Raw genomic sequence first — 16,446 nt, forward strand, 5'->3', positions numbered from 1 at the left:
AGACAGTCATCTCACATGATACGGTTCATCGGCGGGAAGAAACCGCCCGAGATCGGCTTGTCGGTAGTAGTCTGTGGCCTGTAGTTCTGACAGAGCGTTGATGAGCCGTTCTTCGTCGTCATCCGTCCACTCGGACGGGTCAAGAATCGGATAGACGAGGAAGCCACTGCCGCGGAGCTCTTGAGCGTGACGCTCAGTGAGCGTCGATCCGTTCATCGACCGAGCGGTGTACGTTTCGAGGACGTGTCTGGTCGCGCGTTCGCCGACCGGTAACAGCACGTGGGCCGCGATGGCGCGAAGCTCCGCGTCGAAAAATCGCTCCATATCCGTGTACGCGCGCTCGGTCGGTTCGCCGTCGGGTACACACTGGTGCAGATACGAGAAAAACGTCCCGTTCACTGTCGGGCGCTCACCCGTCTCCCCGATCAACCCCGCCGTGGCGAGCGCGCGCTGAAGGGACAACCCGGCCGCGTTCGTGAACGGCACGCCAGTGTCGCGCCCTCCATGAACGCCGGGATGGTCTCCGATAACGTGAAAATCGGCGTTGGCATCCCCATAGCCGGGAACGTACCGGTCACAAGACGGCGTCATTCCAAACGGGTTGCTCGTGCGATCGGTTACGTTTTCCACAGTTATTCTATCACTCGCCACCGCTAAATGGTCCTCGGTTCGACAGTATCCATCACGATCGATGAGGACTGTCCTGAGAGTGGAGTGTGGCCGTCGTCTCTCGGGAGATTCTGACTGCTGGCCTCCACAATGGAATCTCTGTGTAAATCCTACAGATAGTCGCGGCGGAATAGAAACGTCGGGTGTGTTTTTGAGGTTCGGTATCCTTTTGCTTTCGGTGGTGGAAGCCACGGTATTCAGCCATGACCATGGATGAGAAGATTGAGGCGTTGCGCGAACGCAGAGAGCGCGCGCTGCTCGGCGGCGGCGAGGAACGTATCGAATCCCAACACGAGAAAGGAAAGATGACGGCCCGCGAGCGCATCGACTACTTCCTCGACGATGGGACGTTCGAGGAGTTCGACCAGCTCCGGACCCACGACTGTCACAACTTCGATATGGAGGAGACGCAGATACCGGGTGACGGCGTCGTGACCGGCTACGGCGACGTTGAGGGCCGGACTGTGTTCGTGTTCGCCCACGATTTCACGGTGTTCGGTGGTTCGTTGGGTGAGGTGTTTGCTGAGAAAGTGTGTAAAGTGATGGACCGGGCGATGGAAGTCGGTGCGCCGATCATCGGATTGAACGATTCGGCCGGTGCTCGGATTCAAGAGGGCGTCGACTCGCTGGCGGGGTATGCAGACATCTTCCACCGGAATCAACTCGCAAGCGGGGTCGTTCCCCAGATCTCGGCCATCATGGGACCCTGTGCCGGCGGTGCGGTGTACTCACCCGCCATCACGGACTTCATTTTTATGGTCAAAGAGACCAGCCACATGTTCATCACCGGCCCGGACGTGATCAAAACGGTCACGGGTGAAGAGGTCGGGTTCGAGGAGCTTGGTGGGGCACAGACGCACGCCAGCGAGAGCGGAGTCGCCCACTTCTCGGTAGACGCAGAGAAAGAGGCGTTGGACAACATCCGGCGGCTGCTGTCGTACGTCCCGCAGAACAACGTCGAGGATCCCCCGCGCGTTGAGCCGTGGGACGATCCCGAGCGGGCCGATCAGGAACTCACTGAAATCGTCCCCGACGAACCACAGATGCCCTACGACATCACAGCGGTCATCGATCACGTCGTAGACACCGATTCGTTCTTCGAGGTCGCTGACGAGTTCGCTCGGAACATCGTCACCGGATTCGCCCGACTGGACGGCCACAGCGTCGGGATCGTCGGCAACCAACCCCGAGCGAACGCGGGGACGCTCGACATCGACGCGAGTCTGAAAGGCTCGCGGTTCGTCCGCTTCTGTGACGCGTTCAACATCCCAATCGTGACGTTCGTCGACGTGCCGGGGTTCATGCCCGGCACGGACCAAGAGCACGGAGGGATCATCAAACACGGGGCGAAGTTGCTGTACGCGTATTCAGAGGCGACTGTCCCGTTGCTCACGGTCATCACACGGAAAGCCTACGGCGGTGCGTACGACGTGATGGCATCAAAGCACGTGGGCGCGGATGTCAACTACGCGTGGCCGACCGCGGAGATTGCTGTGATGGGACCACAGGGCGCGGTCAACATCCTCTACGACGATGAACTCGACGCGGCTGAAGCCGTCGAAGAACGGAGAGAAGAACTCATCGATGAATACCGCGACGCCTTTGCGAATCCCTACACCGCCGCGGATCAGGGTTACGTGGACGATGTACTCGAACCACCAGAAACACGCAGGCGTCTCATTGCGGATCTCGACATGCTTCGGAGCAAGCGCACTGATCGTCCGTCCAGAAAACACGGAAACATTCCTCTGTAACGCTCTGGTAGCGGACTACGCGCCTGTGTGCTGCTCTCGAAGGCTATCTTTTCTGCCGTCAGACCAGCTCCGGATCTCGTATATGACCCGTTCCGGAGTCAAAGAGAAGTGAGAGAAAGTATCGGTTGGGAGAGGGGGGAATCGGAACGTCGGACACGGAGATGAGTGCCATCCAACCCGTTTGGGTCGATGAGCCCTGGGATGTCAGCCTTGGGGGGTGTGTCTATGCGACGCCCGATCCATGTGCAAAAGAGGCTGATACCCATAAGTGTTTTGTGGCTTATCCTTGGTTGGTTATATGACAAAGGGGAGACGTGGATGGGGAGAAGTGGAGGGGTGGGTTGTCAAATGCTATCTTATCAGAAATTTACGGTTCGTACGATTTCCCGTCTTGGGTAGCAGCGTTTAGCCGGCGGAGTGCTGCTCGGGCCGTGCTCGCGTCGTAACCAAAGAGAACGTCCTTCGCATACGTCTGTGCGACTTCGCTCGCTGCTATGAGGTTGTCGATGTCGACGTTGACGGCGTACAGTTCGATGCTAAACGGCGTCGAAAGTGTATCGACAAACCCCTTGGCAAGAATTTCGAGCCAGAATGTGGTGGCGTACGCCGTGTCATAGAGCGGGACGACGAACTCATCGACACAGTCGAGTGCGGTCACGTCGATGCCGCTTCGTTGATACAGGTGGTCTGGATACGGATCGGGGTAGAGTGTGAGGTAGAGTCGTCCCGGAACGCGCTCACGGGCCGCTCGAATGAACGACTCGATGACTGACGCGCGCCACGCAAAACGATCGTCGTACTCGCTGTCCGCGAAGGCCTGTTCACACCGATGGCAGTGACAGTACTCCGCTCTGGGAAACCCGACATCGTCGAGTCTGACATCGTCGCTGACAGTAGCACACTCCTCGATCGTCTCTAACAGCCCTGCTCGGTACCGCTCGTGACTCGGACAAACGTGCGCCCAGTCGAAATACTGCTGCTCCCGGGTAGCGCGGTCGCCCGTCTCGTTCACCGGAACGATATCGGGTGAATCGCGCGCAGCAGCATTGTCAGCGAAACACGATACCGCGTTCACCGCGTTGGGCTGTGGAGTCTCGGCCCGTCCCGAGACGGATTTCACTTCATAAAATGCCGTATCGAACTCCGGCCACGTTAGCTCCCCCTCGTTACGGGTGATGACGCCGTACATACCAGGGGTTTACGGAGCCATCGGGTAAGTCGTTCGCTCGGGAAAAGTTGGTGTCTGTACGTCAGCGCGATTACCGTTTCATGGCGACCGCAGCAACGACGACTGCAACCAGTGCGAACGCAACGAGTATTTTCTTGGACATCACGCTACTTATCGGCGCCAACCGCTAAATCATTTTCTACTCAATTGTCGGCCGCATACTCATCGAGCGACAGTTGGGAGAGTTGCTCCGTCTCGTGGGTCCCGACCGGCGGGCGATTTACTTCCGCTGCGGAAGTCGTCTCAAGCTCGCTCGCCGCATCAAGCGAATCAAGGGCGTCGAGATCGCCAGCGTCGCGGGCGTCCTGATCGATGCGCATCGAACAGAACTGTGCGCCACACATCGCACAGAAACGCGCGTCTTTGTAGTTGTCACCTGGTAGTGTCTGATCGTGATACGACTCCGCCCGCTCGGGATCAAGCGCCAGATCAAACTGCTCGCGCCAGTCGAAGGCGTACCGTGCCTGTGAGAGCGCGTCATCCCAGTCGCGCGCGCCAGCCAATCCGTTGGCGACATCAGCAGCGTGAGCGGCGATCCGGTAGGCTGCCAGCCCCTCGCGCACGTCATCCTCTTCGGGGAGCCCCAAGTGCTCTTTGGGCGTTACATAACAGAGCATCGCCGCCCCGGCACGGGCGGCTTCGGTCGCACCGATGGCGCTTGTGATGTGATCGTATCCCGGTGCAATGTCCGTCACCAACGGTCCGAGCACGTAGAACGGAGCGCCGTCACACACCTCCTGTTGGCGCTCAACGTTCCCGTTGATCTGGTCCATCGGGACGTGTCCAGGTCCCTCGACCATCACCTGAACGTCGTGTTCCCACGCCGTTCGCGTGAGTTCACCCAGCGTGTCGAGTTCGGCAAACTGGGCCGCGTCGCTCGCGTCCGCGAGGCTCCCCGGTCGAAGCCCGTCACCGAGGCTGAACGTCACGTCGTGCTCGTGGAAGATCTCACAGATCGATTCGAACTCCGTGTACAAGGGGTTCTGCTCGCCGTGTTCTTCCATCCACTGAGCGAGGATTGATCCTCCCCGTGAGACGATCCCGGTCGTGCGTCCTTCCGTCAGGGGAAGATGCTCCATCAACACCCCAGCGTGAATCGTCTGATAATCGACACCCTGTTCAGCGTGTTTTTCGATCACGTCTAGCAGTAACTCAGCGGTGATCTCCGCAACGTCGCCCGCCCGCTTGAGCGCCTCGTAGATCGGCACCGTCCCCACTGGAACCGGTGAGTACTCGATGTTCATCTCCCGAATGGGATCGAGATCCTCACCCGTGCTCAGATCCATCACCGTGTCAGCCCCGTGATGAACTGCCGTGTGGAGCTTTTCGAGTTCCTCCTCGCGGCTACTCGTCGTCTCGCTGTTGCCGATGTTCGCGTTCACCTTCGTAGCAAACTCACGACCGATGATCATCGGATCTAACGACTCGTGGTTGTGGTTCGCGGGAACGACCGCCTGACCCGTTGCGACCTGCTCACGAACGAACTCAGCGCTCCTGTTCTCCCGCTCAGCAACCCGTTTCATCGCCGCCGTCACCGTACCGTCGCGTGCTCGCTGTAGCTGCGTCATCAAACACCTAGTGGTATCACTGAGTGATAAACATTGTTGTGGCATGATCATAGGAATAAATAAGAGGAAGTGTATTGTCAGGTGTTTCCTAACGAGAGTGACGTTTCGCCGGTTAGGAACAGCTATACGTCAGAATCACCATTCATTGATGATGACAGACTTCAAACAGTGTTTCGAGTGTGGAAGCGGAAACGTGACCGAATACGCTGAGGACCAGTACGAGGATGGATGTTTAGTATGTGATGACTGTGGGATGCTTATCCCGCAGTGGCATGGATGACAGGGATGCTGGATACACTACCATTCCTCTTAACTGATCAACTAATCACCTTATTATATTTGCATATCCCAACAATATAAAATACTACTGGCGTATAGTAGTTATAATCATGGATAGGGACCGGTCGTCTGGCGTGAGAGATGACGGTGTGAACGTCCGTGTGATGACGTATGTGAACGAAGAGATGGAGTGTACGATCGACGCCGAAAAGTGGGCCAGTCTTAAAGACGACACTCCGACCCTGTATGGGTGTACGTCGTGTGAACTCCTTTCTGAGAGCACTCGTCCCTATCCGGGGGCATGGAGCAAATGTCCCAGGTGCGAGCGCCGGATGGCCGAAGTAAAGTACATGATAAAGGAGTAGCGGTTATCGCGCTGGCGTCACTCTGTCTGAATGTGCTCAGCGAGATCGTCGCGCACGATAGTGTCACAGTAGATACACCTGACACCGTCGTCGAGCACGTCGAACTTGGAGACGACAGGTTCATTTTGGGTTGTGATACAGTTGCGGTTCGGACAGGCGATCACGTCAGTTACAGTCGCGGGGCGATCGACGCGACTCTTCTCGACAACATCGAACTCCCGGATGATGTTGATCGAGGCGTCGGGCGCGATGAGAGAGATCACGTCCACCTCGTTTTGGCTCAGCTCGCGGCTCTCAACTTTCACGATGTCCTTCCGGCCGAGCTTTTTACTCGGGACGTTCATACCGATGCTGACGGTCTCCCCACCTGACCCATCGATACCGAGGATCGCAAGCACTTTCAGAGCCTGTCCCCCCGGAACGTGGTCGATAACGGTGCCGTTTTCGATCTTGCTGACGCGGAGTTCACGGTCGTTGTCAGTTGAGTGATCGCTCATTGGTCGATCCCTCCGAGTAGTAGGTCAAGCAGCGCCATTCGGACGGGAACACCGTTATGGGCTTGCTCGAAATATTTCGCGTGCGCCGTTTCATCAACATCGGGAGCGATCTCATCCACTCGTGGGAGTGGATGCATCACAATGAGGTCGTCGGCAGCCTCGTCGAGGAGCTCCGCAGTGATGTGATATTGGCCGGCAACCTTTCGATACTCGTTTTCGTCGTGGAATCGCTCGCGTTGGATTCGGGTTACGTACAACACGTCTAGCGAGGGGAGCACGTCCTCAATCTCGGTGTGTTCCCGCACGTTTGCGCCAGCTTCATGGAGATCGTATCGAACCGATCGGGGCAATCGAAGGCTTTCCGGACTGATGAAATGTTGCCGTGCGTCCAACTTCGTAAGCGCGTGTGAGAGTGAGTGAACGGTTCGCCCGTATTTCAGATCGCCCATGATCCCGATCGACAGATCATCGAAGCCAACGTTTTCCCGAATGGTGTACAGATCGAGCAGTGTTTGAGTCGGGTGGTGACCCGCTCCATCGCCGGCGTTGATGAGAGGGACATCGACGAATTCACTGGCCATTTTCGCGGCACCCTCGCTTGGGTGCCGGAGGACGATCCCATCGGCGTAGCCCTCGATGACGCGGACGGTGTCGGCGAGACTTTCGCCCTTCGTGACGCTCGACGAGCCGACGGGACCGAGATCGACGGTTGTCCCACCAAGACGCTTCATGGCGGTATCGAAGCTCATTTTCGTTCGTGTGCTCGGTTCGAAAAAGAGCAACGCAAGTATCGTGTCTTCGTACTGCGATCGATCCGGGGGATCGCGGGCGATGTCGACGGCTCGGTCGAGCACCGCCTCGATATCGCTCCGCGATAGCTCTTTCGTGGTGAGAACGTGCTCGGAACGCATCGTTCGATAGGGGGGTATGAACTGTCTTGAATCTCCCGACCGACGCGGATCACTGTCATGGGTTCTCGATCCATCCTGAACAGTGGGTGAATCATCGCGGGAGAGCGAAGGCGTTTTCTCGTTCGGTGTGGGCAACTACTGCTATGCAACGTGTGGATGTGGCCGTCGTGGGTGGGGGTCCGGCCGGTACTGCTGCGGGAACCGCTGCTGCCGAAAACGACGCGGACGCACTCATTATTGAAAAAGGGGTCCCTCGGGCTGATCGAGAGCAGCCGGGACCGGATTCGACCGACGCTGCGGGTATGCTCGACTACTGGGTCGATCTGATGGATTTGAACGAAACGGTTCCCGAGTGGGTGAAATGCCGCGAGTTGGAGGGGACCGTCTTCCACGGACCGACGGAAGACATGACGATACGATCAACAGGCATCGAGAGCTCGTATCCGAACTTCGGTTTCACGTTTAATCGGGCGCGATTCGACGACTGGCTGCGCGAACGGGCCGAAGACGCTGGAGCGACCTATCGCGTCGGCAACGGTGTTCACCGGGTCGATATCGATCCACAGGGAGGACATGATCTCACGCTGCGGGACGGTGAGGAGGTCACTGCCGAATATCTCATTTTAGCTGATGGCCCACAGCGCACCGTCACAAACCGTGTACTCGGTTCGTTGCTGTCCGGGGATACGATTGACCGACTCGCCTCCACGCGAGCGAATCATATCGCCTATCAAGAACACCGCGAGTTCCCCGAAGAGGTGTTCGAGGAGAATCTGCTCGAATTCTGGTGGGGCGTCATTCCCGGTCACACGGCGTATCCATGGGTGTTTCCGAACGACGGTACGGTCGCCCGCGTCGGTCTCACGATGCCGATCGGACTCGATCTCTCAACTGTTGAGCACCGCGAGGAGTATGCACTCCTCCAAGAGAGCGACGAGACGGTCCCAGCTGGCAACGCGTACATCCGCCGGCTGCTCGAACGCGAGTACGGCGATGAATACGACATTGATGCGGCGTTTCCGCTCGTCGAGGACCGGGGGAAACGAAACGGGACCGAGACGTATCCGATTTCCTCGACGCAACCGATCGACTCACCCACGGCTGCGAAGATCGCAGTCGTCGGTGGGGCGATGGGAGCAACGTCGGCGTTTCACGAAGGAGGTGACCACGTCGCGGTCCGCACAGGGAAGATCGCTGGCCGCCTGGCCGCGCTCGGAGCGTTACGCGCGTACAACTCCGAATGGAAACACGCTATCGGAAACGAAATCCTCCGCAACGTCTCGCTCGCTGATGTGGTGCGTGGACACGAGCCGGCTGATTGGGATCGCACGTTCAGCGCCGTCGGTCGAATGTTGAACGACGGTGAGTATCACACCCAGAAAGCACTGACATCCGGTCTCCGAGGACTTGGCCTACTCGGATCCTACGGATGGACGAAATTCGGGTACCGGAACCATCGCTACGTTCAGATCCGAGAGGAACAGTACGAACAGTGAAATAGCGTGCGTTGGCACCGACCGCTCGACCAGCACAACTTCCCGAGGACACAAACAAACATTGATAACTCATTGCGGTAGTATTTGGCAGTGACGTGAGATCGATCTGGGATGTATCGGAGCGAAGCACCGGCCACCGTGACACGGATTCGGAAAAGCTGTGAGCACGTGATATGACGGGGACACCAACTATCGGCATCGATCTCGGGACGACGAACAGTGCGATCGCGCACGCGAAAGATGACGATATCAACATACTCCCGGCAGCGACAGGCGACCGAACGATACCGTCAGTAGTCGCATTCGATGAGAACAGCGGCGAGGCCCTCGTGGGCAGACAGGCGGTGAATCAGGCTGTCGCTCACCCGGACCGGACCGTCTTCGCTGTCAAGCGTTTCATGGGAACAGAGGAGACGATCCTTCTTGGGTCGAGGGAGTGTGAGTTCACACCGGAGGAGATATCCGGACTCATTCTTCGGAAGCTGAAACGCGATGCACAAGCGTATCTGGATCGCTCCATTGAGAGCGCAGTTATCACGGTGCCAGCATACTTCAACGACCGGCAGCGCCAGGCGACGAAACACGCTGGAGCGCTCGCTGGGTTGGAAGTCGACCGGATCATCAACGAACCAACAGCGGCTTGTCTCGCCTACGGACTCCAAACGGCTCAGGACAAGACGGTGTTGGTGTACGATCTCGGCGGCGGGACGTTCGACAGTTCGTTGATCGAGATCACTAACGGCGTCTTCGAGGTCATTGGCACCAACGGCGATACCCGTCTCGGTGGAAACGATTGGGACGCGCTCATCGTCGAGTGGCTCGAAGAGCGAATCGAACGCGACCACGGTGTCTCGGTCGCAGATACGCCGCTCGCGGAGGAACGGCTGTTCGATGCGGCACAGACAGCGAAACACGAGTTGTCGAACCGACGCTCGACGACGATCACGATCCCGTTTTTGGAACACGACGACGGTACCAGCGACATCGAGCAGACGCTCCACCGTGATACGTTCGAGAAGATGACACGGGAGCTGCTCGATACGACGATTGAACGCTGTAAAACGCTGTTCAACCAGGCGGGCTACGATCGATCCGAGATTGATGAAATCCTGCTCGTCGGGGGCGCGACGCGAATGCCACAGGTCAGACGGCGGATCGAAGATCGGTTCGGTGTCGAGCCATCCAAACGCATCAACCCCGACGAAGCCGTGGCGATCGGCGCAGCAGCCCAAGCGGCGATCCTCGATGGGGAGTTGCTCCCCGGACAGTGGACACAGGCACACCGACGTACACAACCGACTAAGCCGTCGTCCACTCGGGCTTCGGACAACGTGGTGTTGCTCGATGTCACTCCACAGTCGTTCGGTGTGGAGTTGATCGATAGAGAGACGTACGAACCGTACTACCACGTCGTTATCGAACGGAACTCTCCGATCCCCGCTCGGAATTCGTATATGACGACAACCTCACAAGACAACCAAACAGAAATCGAAATTCCGGTGTACCAGGGACACAACGATCGGCTTGAAGAAAACGAATTCCTCGATTCGTTCGAACTCGGACCGATTCCACAACGGCCTGAAGGGGAACCGAACATTGAAGTCAAATTTATGCTTGATGAGAATGGAATCTTAAACGTAAGCGCAAGGGATGTCGATCACGAGATCGGTGATGCAATCGAGATTCAATCGGTGTTTGGTTTCACCGATGACGAACTCTCTGTCATGCAACAGAACTTGCCTGAGACCAAATAAGATACAGAGGTGAACAAGTGTGAGCATGAGCGTTAACGGGGGTGTAAGACATCCATAGTCCGACCAGCATGACCGAATCGTATTATGAGCTGCTTGACGTCAGTCCGAACGCTTCCGAATCGGAAATCCGGAAGGCTTACCGCGAGCAAGTAAAGCGCCACCATCCGGATGTGAGCGACGAGCCAGACGCTCGTCAGAAGATCATCCAGATCCGAGAAGCCAAGGAGGTGTTGACGGACGAAGAACAGCGATCCGCGTACGATCGCAAACGCGCTACGGGTAACCGACGAAGAACAGCGGAGACACGAGATGCAAGCGCAAGTCCGAATTCGAGCGGTGACCGCCACGAGCGCGGCTCGGAGAACGATCGGTGGTGGACACGGACGCGTGCGAACCGTTGGACGCGAACCCGGACCCACGAGCGTGAACGGACTGCAAGTACCGAACGCGTGGATCCGACGCTGGGCGAACAAATCGAATGGGTTGCCGACCGATTCCGGGAAACGACAGCGTTGTTCGTTCGGGCGATCACGGAACCACCGCCTAATCCCGTCCCGTTCGTTCAGAAGTGGCTTGAGGGGAAGGTGCAGTCACCGACAGCCATCCGGCTCGTGTTCGCGGCGTTGCTTGTGCTTACGTTCACACAGAGTCTTCCCTCCGTCGTCGATGGGTACTCCCAAAACGACCCGATGTTCGGGCTGGGAATCGTACTCGGTTCTCTGTTCATCAGCTACACCGGATACGAACTCGTTTCACCGCTTCCGTTCGAACCACCTAGACAGCGTGAACGGTACAAGCCTGCTGGAAAGTTACGACTCTGGCCGATCATCGGTGCGAATCTAGTGAGTCTCCTCATGATCGCCTTCGGCCATGCGATGGGCGCAGTCAACGGCGGGATCGGCTTTGCTCTCGCGTCGGTAGTAGTGTTCGGGGTGTTCTTCGTTGTGGTACCGTCAGTGTTTGGCAACGGATTACGACTACTCGTCGGCGGCGATGAGGATGTCACCAAACACACTACGTGGGTTGGTGTCGGTCTCGGCGTGTTCACCGCGATCGGAGTGTTGTTCACCCCTGTCGGTGGAGAAACGTTCCAGCGATTGATCTCGCTCGTCGGTGAGCCCACCCCAGCACCGTGGGTCGATCCGTTGCTTTTGGGTCCGATCCGGATGGGAACGCTCCTGAACTTCCTGCTCGGGATGACCCTGATAAGCGGTCTGCTCTGGAGTAGCGTAGCGATGTGTCGAGACCTCACCGCGGCGCCGTGGAGCGATCGATACGATCACGGCTACCGGGTCCGTCCGGCAGTTTGGAACGCTGTTCTTGCCGCTCCGTTCGCTGTTTTTGCGTGGATGATCGGTTCAGGGATCCACCGGATTCCCCTCCAGTTGCCGTTCAGCACAACACTCACGATCACGCGCAACGGTATGATTACGGTCATCGTGTTGTTGCCCACGGTTCTCACCGGGGTATACATCCTTCGTCGACGCGCTGAACCGTTGCTTCGGGAACGACTGTACGGTCGACAGTAGGTAACACTCGTCGCCAGCAACGTCCCGCAAACGCTTAGTTCGTTTCGCTGTTAGTGAGAATGCGTGCCGTTAGTCCCCGCCCGAGTACACCTCCTTAGGGGTGCGATGACAGCGCGGCGAACCCAGGCACGCGACACACCCGACACGAGGGTTTCCCGGCAGACACGGCACACAGCCACGGAATGACGCCGGACGTTAGTGTCTCGGGTGATATTTTACGCCGTTATTCGCACGTTTTTGAGGACGAATCCTTTGTACTGCTCTCGCTGCTGGTCGTCCGTCGGTTCGATCAGATTCGGACCGTCGGGACTGAAGTCGATCGTGGTTGTGTCAGCGGCGCTGGCCTCACCGTTCGTCCAGAGACGTGCGTATGCGACGTACGTGGTTGGTTCTGAGGCCGAAAGTACTATGGATTCTCTTGCGATGGCGTTGCGAATGATCGCCGTGCCGTCTCGCACTGCTTGGTCGAACAGCTTCCGTTCATGAATAGTCGCTGTCGAAAATGTGGGCGACGCGTCAAGTCCAAATGCAGCCCCGTACACGTCTTCGTACGGACCGACCCCATACACCATGCTCGCTGCCGCTGAGGAGTCTCTGCCCGCTTTGAGTGCCCCCTTGTACTGCCCATCGAACGCGATTGAGAGATCGACTGGCTGATCGGTGGCGACGGTGAACGGCGCGCCGATCACTGCCGTTTGGGCAAACTCACCGGTGTGTTGCGTAGGAACGGTGGCGTACGCCGTTGCTCGGTCCGTCGCGGTGCGTGCGACCTGTTCGGTGTCAACGGACTGTCCGGATGTCGCTTCGACGCCCCAACCGATCGACGCCTCTTCGAGGCTGAGAAGTTCTTCTTCGGCTGGGATGAACGTTGGTATCGTTCGGGAGGGCTGCAAACGTGTCCTAGCACTACTAACAGTCCCTGCTGTGGTAGGGAGCAGCGAGATAGCTGTGAGACCGGTAAGTGAACACAACACCCCGCGTCGAGTGGACATCGTATCGCCCATACACCACATGGGCGAGGAGACTACTAATAAATTTTTCACAGTATTGTGGATAAATATATACCACATCGTGTGTTGTGGTCGGCACGTGCTACCAATGCTTTCGATCCGTCTAATCGCGTCGGCGGGCGTCGTTCGATGATAACTGCTATTTCACTCAACCAACACTACCCGGTATGAAGCTCGCACGCATCGAAACGACGGACGGGATTGAGACGGGTGAGTACGCCGACGGGACGGTTATCACGGAAGACGATCAATACGAGCCGACGGAGTACGAACTTCGTGCACCATGTGAACCCTCAGCATGTTTCTGTGTGGGACGCAATTTCGGTGAGAAAGTAGAGCAGATGGAGTATGAGGTCCCGGAAGAACCGGACTTTTTCATTAAGCCACCGATTGCGGTACACGCCCCTGAGACACCGATTCAGCGTCCCGATTTCACGTCTGAGCTTACGTACGCGGGTGAACTGGCGGCCGTTATCGATCAGAAATGCTCACACGTTCCGGAATCGGAGATCGATACCGTTGTGCGAGGCTACACTATCCTGAATGATCTCGACGCATTAGATCAGCCGCGGCGCACAGCACGCAAAGCCTTCGACGGAAGTGCACCGCTCGGTCCGTGGATCGAAACCGACATCGATCCCGTCGGCATCGAGATGCGGACGCTCATCAACGGGGAACAGCGCCAGTCGGACAACACCGAACGGATGTTCTTCAAACCTGCCGAGACCATCTCGTTCCTCTCAGAACGCTTTACGTTCCAAGCCGGCGATGTCGTCTCATTTGGAAGTCCCGCAAACCCAGGGCTTCTTGAATCAGGGGATGAAATCGAGATCACTTATGAGGGTATCGGAACGCTCAGGAACACGGTTCACTGAGACGTTCGGTCACCCACGAGAACGGCTGACTGCAAACCCTACTGTCCACCGCCGAGCACACCGGATATTTTCGGCGTGCCCGAACCTTCGATTCACCTGATCCGGAACCCCCACAACTGAAACTGTGGGAGGAGATCAATCAACTACGGTCGAGATCGTATCCGAACGGATCCATGCGTTCGGATTGTCGTGTTCGTACACCACAAGGCGACCCTCTTGGGTTTCATAGCGTCCGTAGTTTTCATACTGACCGTCCGTCCGTGTGCAGGATCTTTCATCCATGGCGTTTCGTTGTTGGTAACCGAACGGACAGCCCAACACAACAACGCCGACTTGAACGTCAACCACCGCCGAAACATCGCATCGATCTGGTATCACGATGGCCGTCCGGTATCCTTGTGTACAACAATAAGTCTTACAGTTATAAGGATGTTCCTAAATTATCTTGGATTCATTTATACTCATACAGAGAAGATGATTATTTTTTGTCATGAATTCACACGCTCGCTGTCATCGCTGGGTGTCGCCTCATTACACAGTATCACCCGTAAGTGAGTAATACCACTCATGTTATTCATGGCTAGCAGTTAACAGAGGCTGCGTACGAATTGGCTGTATTGTGTTATTAGTATTTTGGTGATTTTATTGGGTAAAGTGATATGACGGAAACATTTAGGAATCGAACTCGGATCATCGGAAAGAACACACGAAACGTACCGTCTTTTCGCGAGTAATATCCAGACGTTCACAGTGAGGAAATCACCGAGAGGGTGCCGATGTTGTACCCTCCTCTTCGATCTCTTTTCGGGCCGTGAACACAGCGTCAGCATCCATTGCTAGCTCGTACTCATAGTACGCACCGCCGGCCCTGCCATCGTTTCGCTCCGTTCGGCTGAGAAAGCCGAGCATCTTGAGTTCCGAAAGGTGGTCTTGGACGCTGCGCAGCGAGGAGAGTGGGTCCGTTCCCCAGTACGTAGCGACCTGTTCGTAGGTGCTTTGGATGGTTTTCGATCGAACTGGCGTTTCCTGACTCTCTTCGAGTTGTGCGATCGCTTCGAGTATCAGCTGGGCATGTGGTGTCTGATCGCGTATCTTGTTACGAACGCGACCTCGCTGGACACGAGTTTCGGCGGCTAAGATGTGATCGTCGGTAACGGTGTCGTCGCTGTTGTCTTCAGCGATGTCTCCGCCCGTACTGAGCAGATCGAGGGCTTGTCGGGCGCTCCCGGTGTCCTGAGCGGCTTTTGCTGCACAGAGTGCGATAGCGCTCTGTACGTACGCATCCTCGACGAACGCTTTCTCAGCCCGATGGGAAAGGATTGTCCGGAGTTCGTCGGCGTCGTACGGCGAAAAGGAGAGTTCCTTTTCCATTAGCGTCCCTTTGACCTTCGGGCTGAGACTGTCACGGAACCGATAGTTATTACTGATACCGATGACGCCAATCTTTGCGTGATCGAGGTGGCCGTTCGATCTCGCCCGAGGGATCTCATAGAGAAGCGAGTTGACCTTGGCGAGATGATCGATTTCGTCAAGCACGAGGAGGAATGTCCCACCGATATCGTCGAGTAACGAATAGAACTCCTCAAGCGCGTCGCTTGTCGACAGTCCCTTTTTCGGGAACGTTGGTGCGTCCTCGTTCCGAAGCGTGTTGATGAATGCACGGAGTGTGCCGTAGGCCGAATCGTTGTTACAGTTGTGAAACAGAACGTGGAGCCGGTCGGCTTCGTCCCGTTTGTTAACTTGATATTGTAACGCGTCCATCATATACCTCGTGACGGCTGTCTTTCCGACGCCGGTCTTTCCGTAGATGAATATATTCGATGGGCTACGACCGAAAAGTACGTCCTTGAGGGCGTTTCGGTACGCTTCTATCTCGGCTTCGCGTTCGAGTATTGTTTCTGGATCGTAATCCTCTTCGAGTACGTGTTTGTTTTCAAAAATCTGACTTGTGAGTCCTTCGAATGGATCGTTCATGTCAGTGTCTTAGACTAGGTGGGTTTTACACAGCAAACGTAAATAGATACCGTTCGTCTGTTTCGTGTGTTCTCCATCTTTAAGTGAGGGACACACAGTACGTTTCGTCTGTTTTCTCCTTAGAAATCATCCTGTGGTCGGTTGCCGGATTAGAGGATTATATTGCTGATAGCATAAGATTCAAGTTATGTAAGAAACGGTTGACGAAGAACGGACGAAACACTCCCTGAGACTCATCCGCAAACGAGTCGGATGGTGGGGCAAGGGGGGGAAGGGGGGAAGGGTGTTCCGTAGAAGAACAGACGAAACGTACTGTGTGTCTCTTCCTCTCCGAGATCACTCTCTCGCTGGAAACAGACGAAACGTACTGTGTGAGTGGCCGAAACAGACGAAAATATCTCTTACATTCGAACATGTTACGGCTGTATCTCTCGTTCAAAAACGTAGTAGACGGTTCATCAGTCGATCGGAACGTGATCTTTCGTTCTCCACTGGGTATCGAGCAGGTACAGATGCTGAGCTATCTGCGGAAATTAA

The 16,446-nt window shown here is 56.4% G+C and carries 15 protein-coding genes; 7 read left to right on the forward strand and 8 right to left on the reverse strand.

Annotated features, from left to right (window positions below; all coding sequences use genetic code 11):
- Positions 1–6: 6 nt before the first annotated feature.
- Complete coding sequence (locus EIK79_RS09420) at positions 7–630, reverse strand: uracil-DNA glycosylase family protein (protein WP_124954867.1); 624 nt, start codon at positions 628–630, stop codon at positions 7–9.
- A gap of 242 nt (positions 631–872) precedes the next feature.
- Here EIK79_RS09420 and EIK79_RS09425 point away from each other — a divergent pair, with 242 nt between their 5' ends.
- Complete coding sequence (locus tag EIK79_RS09425; protein WP_124954868.1) at positions 873–2,423, forward strand: acyl-CoA carboxylase subunit beta; 1,551 nt, start codon at positions 873–875, stop codon at positions 2,421–2,423.
- A 367-nt stretch (positions 2,424–2,790) separates the two neighbouring features.
- Here the strand turns inward: EIK79_RS09425 and EIK79_RS09430 are convergent, their stop codons facing one another.
- Positions 2,791–3,612, reverse strand: coding sequence for a hypothetical protein (locus EIK79_RS09430; RefSeq protein ID WP_124954869.1), 822 nt, complete (start codon positions 3,610–3,612; stop codon positions 2,791–2,793).
- A 182-nt stretch (positions 3,613–3,794) separates the two neighbouring features.
- Positions 3,795–5,219, reverse strand: coding sequence for a phosphomethylpyrimidine synthase ThiC (gene thiC, locus EIK79_RS09435; RefSeq protein WP_124954870.1), 1,425 nt, complete (start codon positions 5,217–5,219; stop codon positions 3,795–3,797).
- A 151-nt stretch (positions 5,220–5,370) separates the two neighbouring features.
- On the opposite strand from thiC, the gene EIK79_RS18995 reads away from it, so the two are divergent.
- Positions 5,371–5,499, forward strand: coding sequence for a hypothetical protein (locus EIK79_RS18995; RefSeq protein WP_267900533.1), 129 nt, complete (start codon positions 5,371–5,373; stop codon positions 5,497–5,499).
- Positions 5,500–5,662: 163 nt separating this feature from the next.
- Positions 5,663–5,863, forward strand: a complete 201-nt coding sequence (locus EIK79_RS09440) for a hypothetical protein (protein WP_124954871.1) — start codon at positions 5,663–5,665, stop codon at positions 5,861–5,863.
- A 17-nt stretch (positions 5,864–5,880) separates the two neighbouring features.
- Here the strand turns inward: EIK79_RS09440 and pyrI are convergent, their stop codons facing one another.
- Positions 5,881–6,360 (reverse strand): aspartate carbamoyltransferase regulatory subunit, encoded by a 480-nt coding sequence (gene pyrI, locus EIK79_RS09445; RefSeq protein WP_124954872.1) that lies wholly within the window; start codon positions 6,358–6,360, stop codon positions 5,881–5,883.
- A complete protein-coding gene (gene pyrB, locus EIK79_RS09450) occupies positions 6,357–7,271 on the reverse strand; it encodes an aspartate carbamoyltransferase (protein ID WP_124954873.1) in 915 nt (304 codons plus the stop codon). The genes pyrI and pyrB overlap by 4 nt, the downstream gene beginning before the upstream one ends.
- A gap of 143 nt (positions 7,272–7,414) precedes the next feature.
- On the opposite strand from pyrB, the gene EIK79_RS09455 reads away from it, so the two are divergent.
- The 3 genes from EIK79_RS09455 (at position 7,415) to EIK79_RS09465 (ending at position 12,050) form a co-directional block, all read left to right on the forward strand.
- A complete protein-coding gene (locus tag EIK79_RS09455) occupies positions 7,415–8,767 on the forward strand; it encodes an NAD(P)/FAD-dependent oxidoreductase (protein ID WP_124954874.1) in 1,353 nt (450 codons plus the stop codon).
- A gap of 173 nt (positions 8,768–8,940) precedes the next feature.
- Positions 8,941–10,521, forward strand: a complete 1,581-nt coding sequence (locus EIK79_RS09460; protein ID WP_124954875.1) for an Hsp70 family protein — start codon at positions 8,941–8,943, stop codon at positions 10,519–10,521.
- Positions 10,522–10,589: 68 nt separating this feature from the next.
- Positions 10,590–12,050, forward strand: coding sequence for a J domain-containing protein (locus EIK79_RS09465; protein WP_124954876.1), 1,461 nt, complete (start codon positions 10,590–10,592; stop codon positions 12,048–12,050).
- A gap of 215 nt (positions 12,051–12,265) precedes the next feature.
- Here the strand turns inward: EIK79_RS09465 and EIK79_RS09470 are convergent, their stop codons facing one another.
- Positions 12,266–13,054: a hypothetical protein gene (locus tag EIK79_RS09470; protein WP_124954877.1), complete on the reverse strand. Its 789-nt coding sequence runs from the start codon at positions 13,052–13,054 to the stop codon at positions 12,266–12,268.
- Positions 13,055–13,227: 173 nt separating this feature from the next.
- Between EIK79_RS09470 and EIK79_RS09475 the strand changes: the two genes are divergently transcribed.
- Complete coding sequence (locus EIK79_RS09475; protein ID WP_124954878.1) at positions 13,228–13,935, forward strand: fumarylacetoacetate hydrolase family protein; 708 nt, start codon at positions 13,228–13,230, stop codon at positions 13,933–13,935.
- A 135-nt stretch (positions 13,936–14,070) separates the two neighbouring features.
- Here the strand turns inward: EIK79_RS09475 and EIK79_RS09480 are convergent, their stop codons facing one another.
- Positions 14,071–14,283, reverse strand: a complete 213-nt coding sequence (locus EIK79_RS09480; protein WP_124954879.1) for a DUF7331 family protein — start codon at positions 14,281–14,283, stop codon at positions 14,071–14,073.
- A gap of 411 nt (positions 14,284–14,694) precedes the next feature.
- Positions 14,695–15,909 carry an orc1/cdc6 family replication initiation protein gene (locus tag EIK79_RS09485; protein WP_124954880.1) on the reverse strand — a complete coding sequence of 405 codons (1,215 nt, stop codon included), beginning with the start codon at positions 15,907–15,909 and terminating at the stop codon, positions 14,695–14,697.
- Positions 15,910–16,446: the final 537 nt, after the last annotated feature.

This window comes from Halocatena pleomorpha, assembly GCF_003862495.1.
Taxonomy (GTDB): Archaea; Halobacteriota; Halobacteria; order Halobacteriales; family Haloarculaceae; genus Halocatena; species Halocatena pleomorpha.

What these genes read in the sequence shown, in the direction of transcription:
- EIK79_RS09460 (WP_124954875.1), top strand. Translation starts at nt 8,941, where the DNA reads ATGACGGGGACACCAACTATCGGCATCGATCTCGGGACGACGAACAGT.
- EIK79_RS18995 (WP_267900533.1), top strand. Translation starts at nt 5,371, where the DNA reads ATGACAGACTTCAAACAGTGTTTCGAGTGTGGAAGCGGAAACGTGACC.
- pyrI (WP_124954872.1), bottom strand. Translation starts at nt 6,360, where the DNA reads ATGAGCGATCACTCAACTGACAACGACCGTGAACTCCGCGTCAGCAAG.
- pyrB (WP_124954873.1), bottom strand. Translation starts at nt 7,271, where the DNA reads ATGCGTTCCGAGCACGTTCTCACCACGAAAGAGCTATCGCGGAGCGAT.
- EIK79_RS09430 (WP_124954869.1), bottom strand. Translation starts at nt 3,612, where the DNA reads ATGTACGGCGTCATCACCCGTAACGAGGGGGAGCTAACGTGGCCGGAG.
- EIK79_RS09465 (WP_124954876.1), top strand. Translation starts at nt 10,590, where the DNA reads ATGACCGAATCGTATTATGAGCTGCTTGACGTCAGTCCGAACGCTTCC.
- EIK79_RS09470 (WP_124954877.1), bottom strand. Translation starts at nt 13,054, where the DNA reads ATGGGCGATACGATGTCCACTCGACGCGGGGTGTTGTGTTCACTTACC.
- EIK79_RS09485 (WP_124954880.1), bottom strand. Translation starts at nt 15,909, where the DNA reads ATGAACGATCCATTCGAAGGACTCACAAGTCAGATTTTTGAAAACAAA.
- EIK79_RS09425 (WP_124954868.1), top strand. Translation starts at nt 873, where the DNA reads ATGACCATGGATGAGAAGATTGAGGCGTTGCGCGAACGCAGAGAGCGC.
- EIK79_RS09440 (WP_124954871.1), top strand. Translation starts at nt 5,663, where the DNA reads ATGACGTATGTGAACGAAGAGATGGAGTGTACGATCGACGCCGAAAAG.
- EIK79_RS09475 (WP_124954878.1), top strand. Translation starts at nt 13,228, where the DNA reads ATGAAGCTCGCACGCATCGAAACGACGGACGGGATTGAGACGGGTGAG.
- thiC (WP_124954870.1), bottom strand. Translation starts at nt 5,219, where the DNA reads ATGACGCAGCTACAGCGAGCACGCGACGGTACGGTGACGGCGGCGATG.
- EIK79_RS09455 (WP_124954874.1), top strand. Translation starts at nt 7,415, where the DNA reads ATGCAACGTGTGGATGTGGCCGTCGTGGGTGGGGGTCCGGCCGGTACT.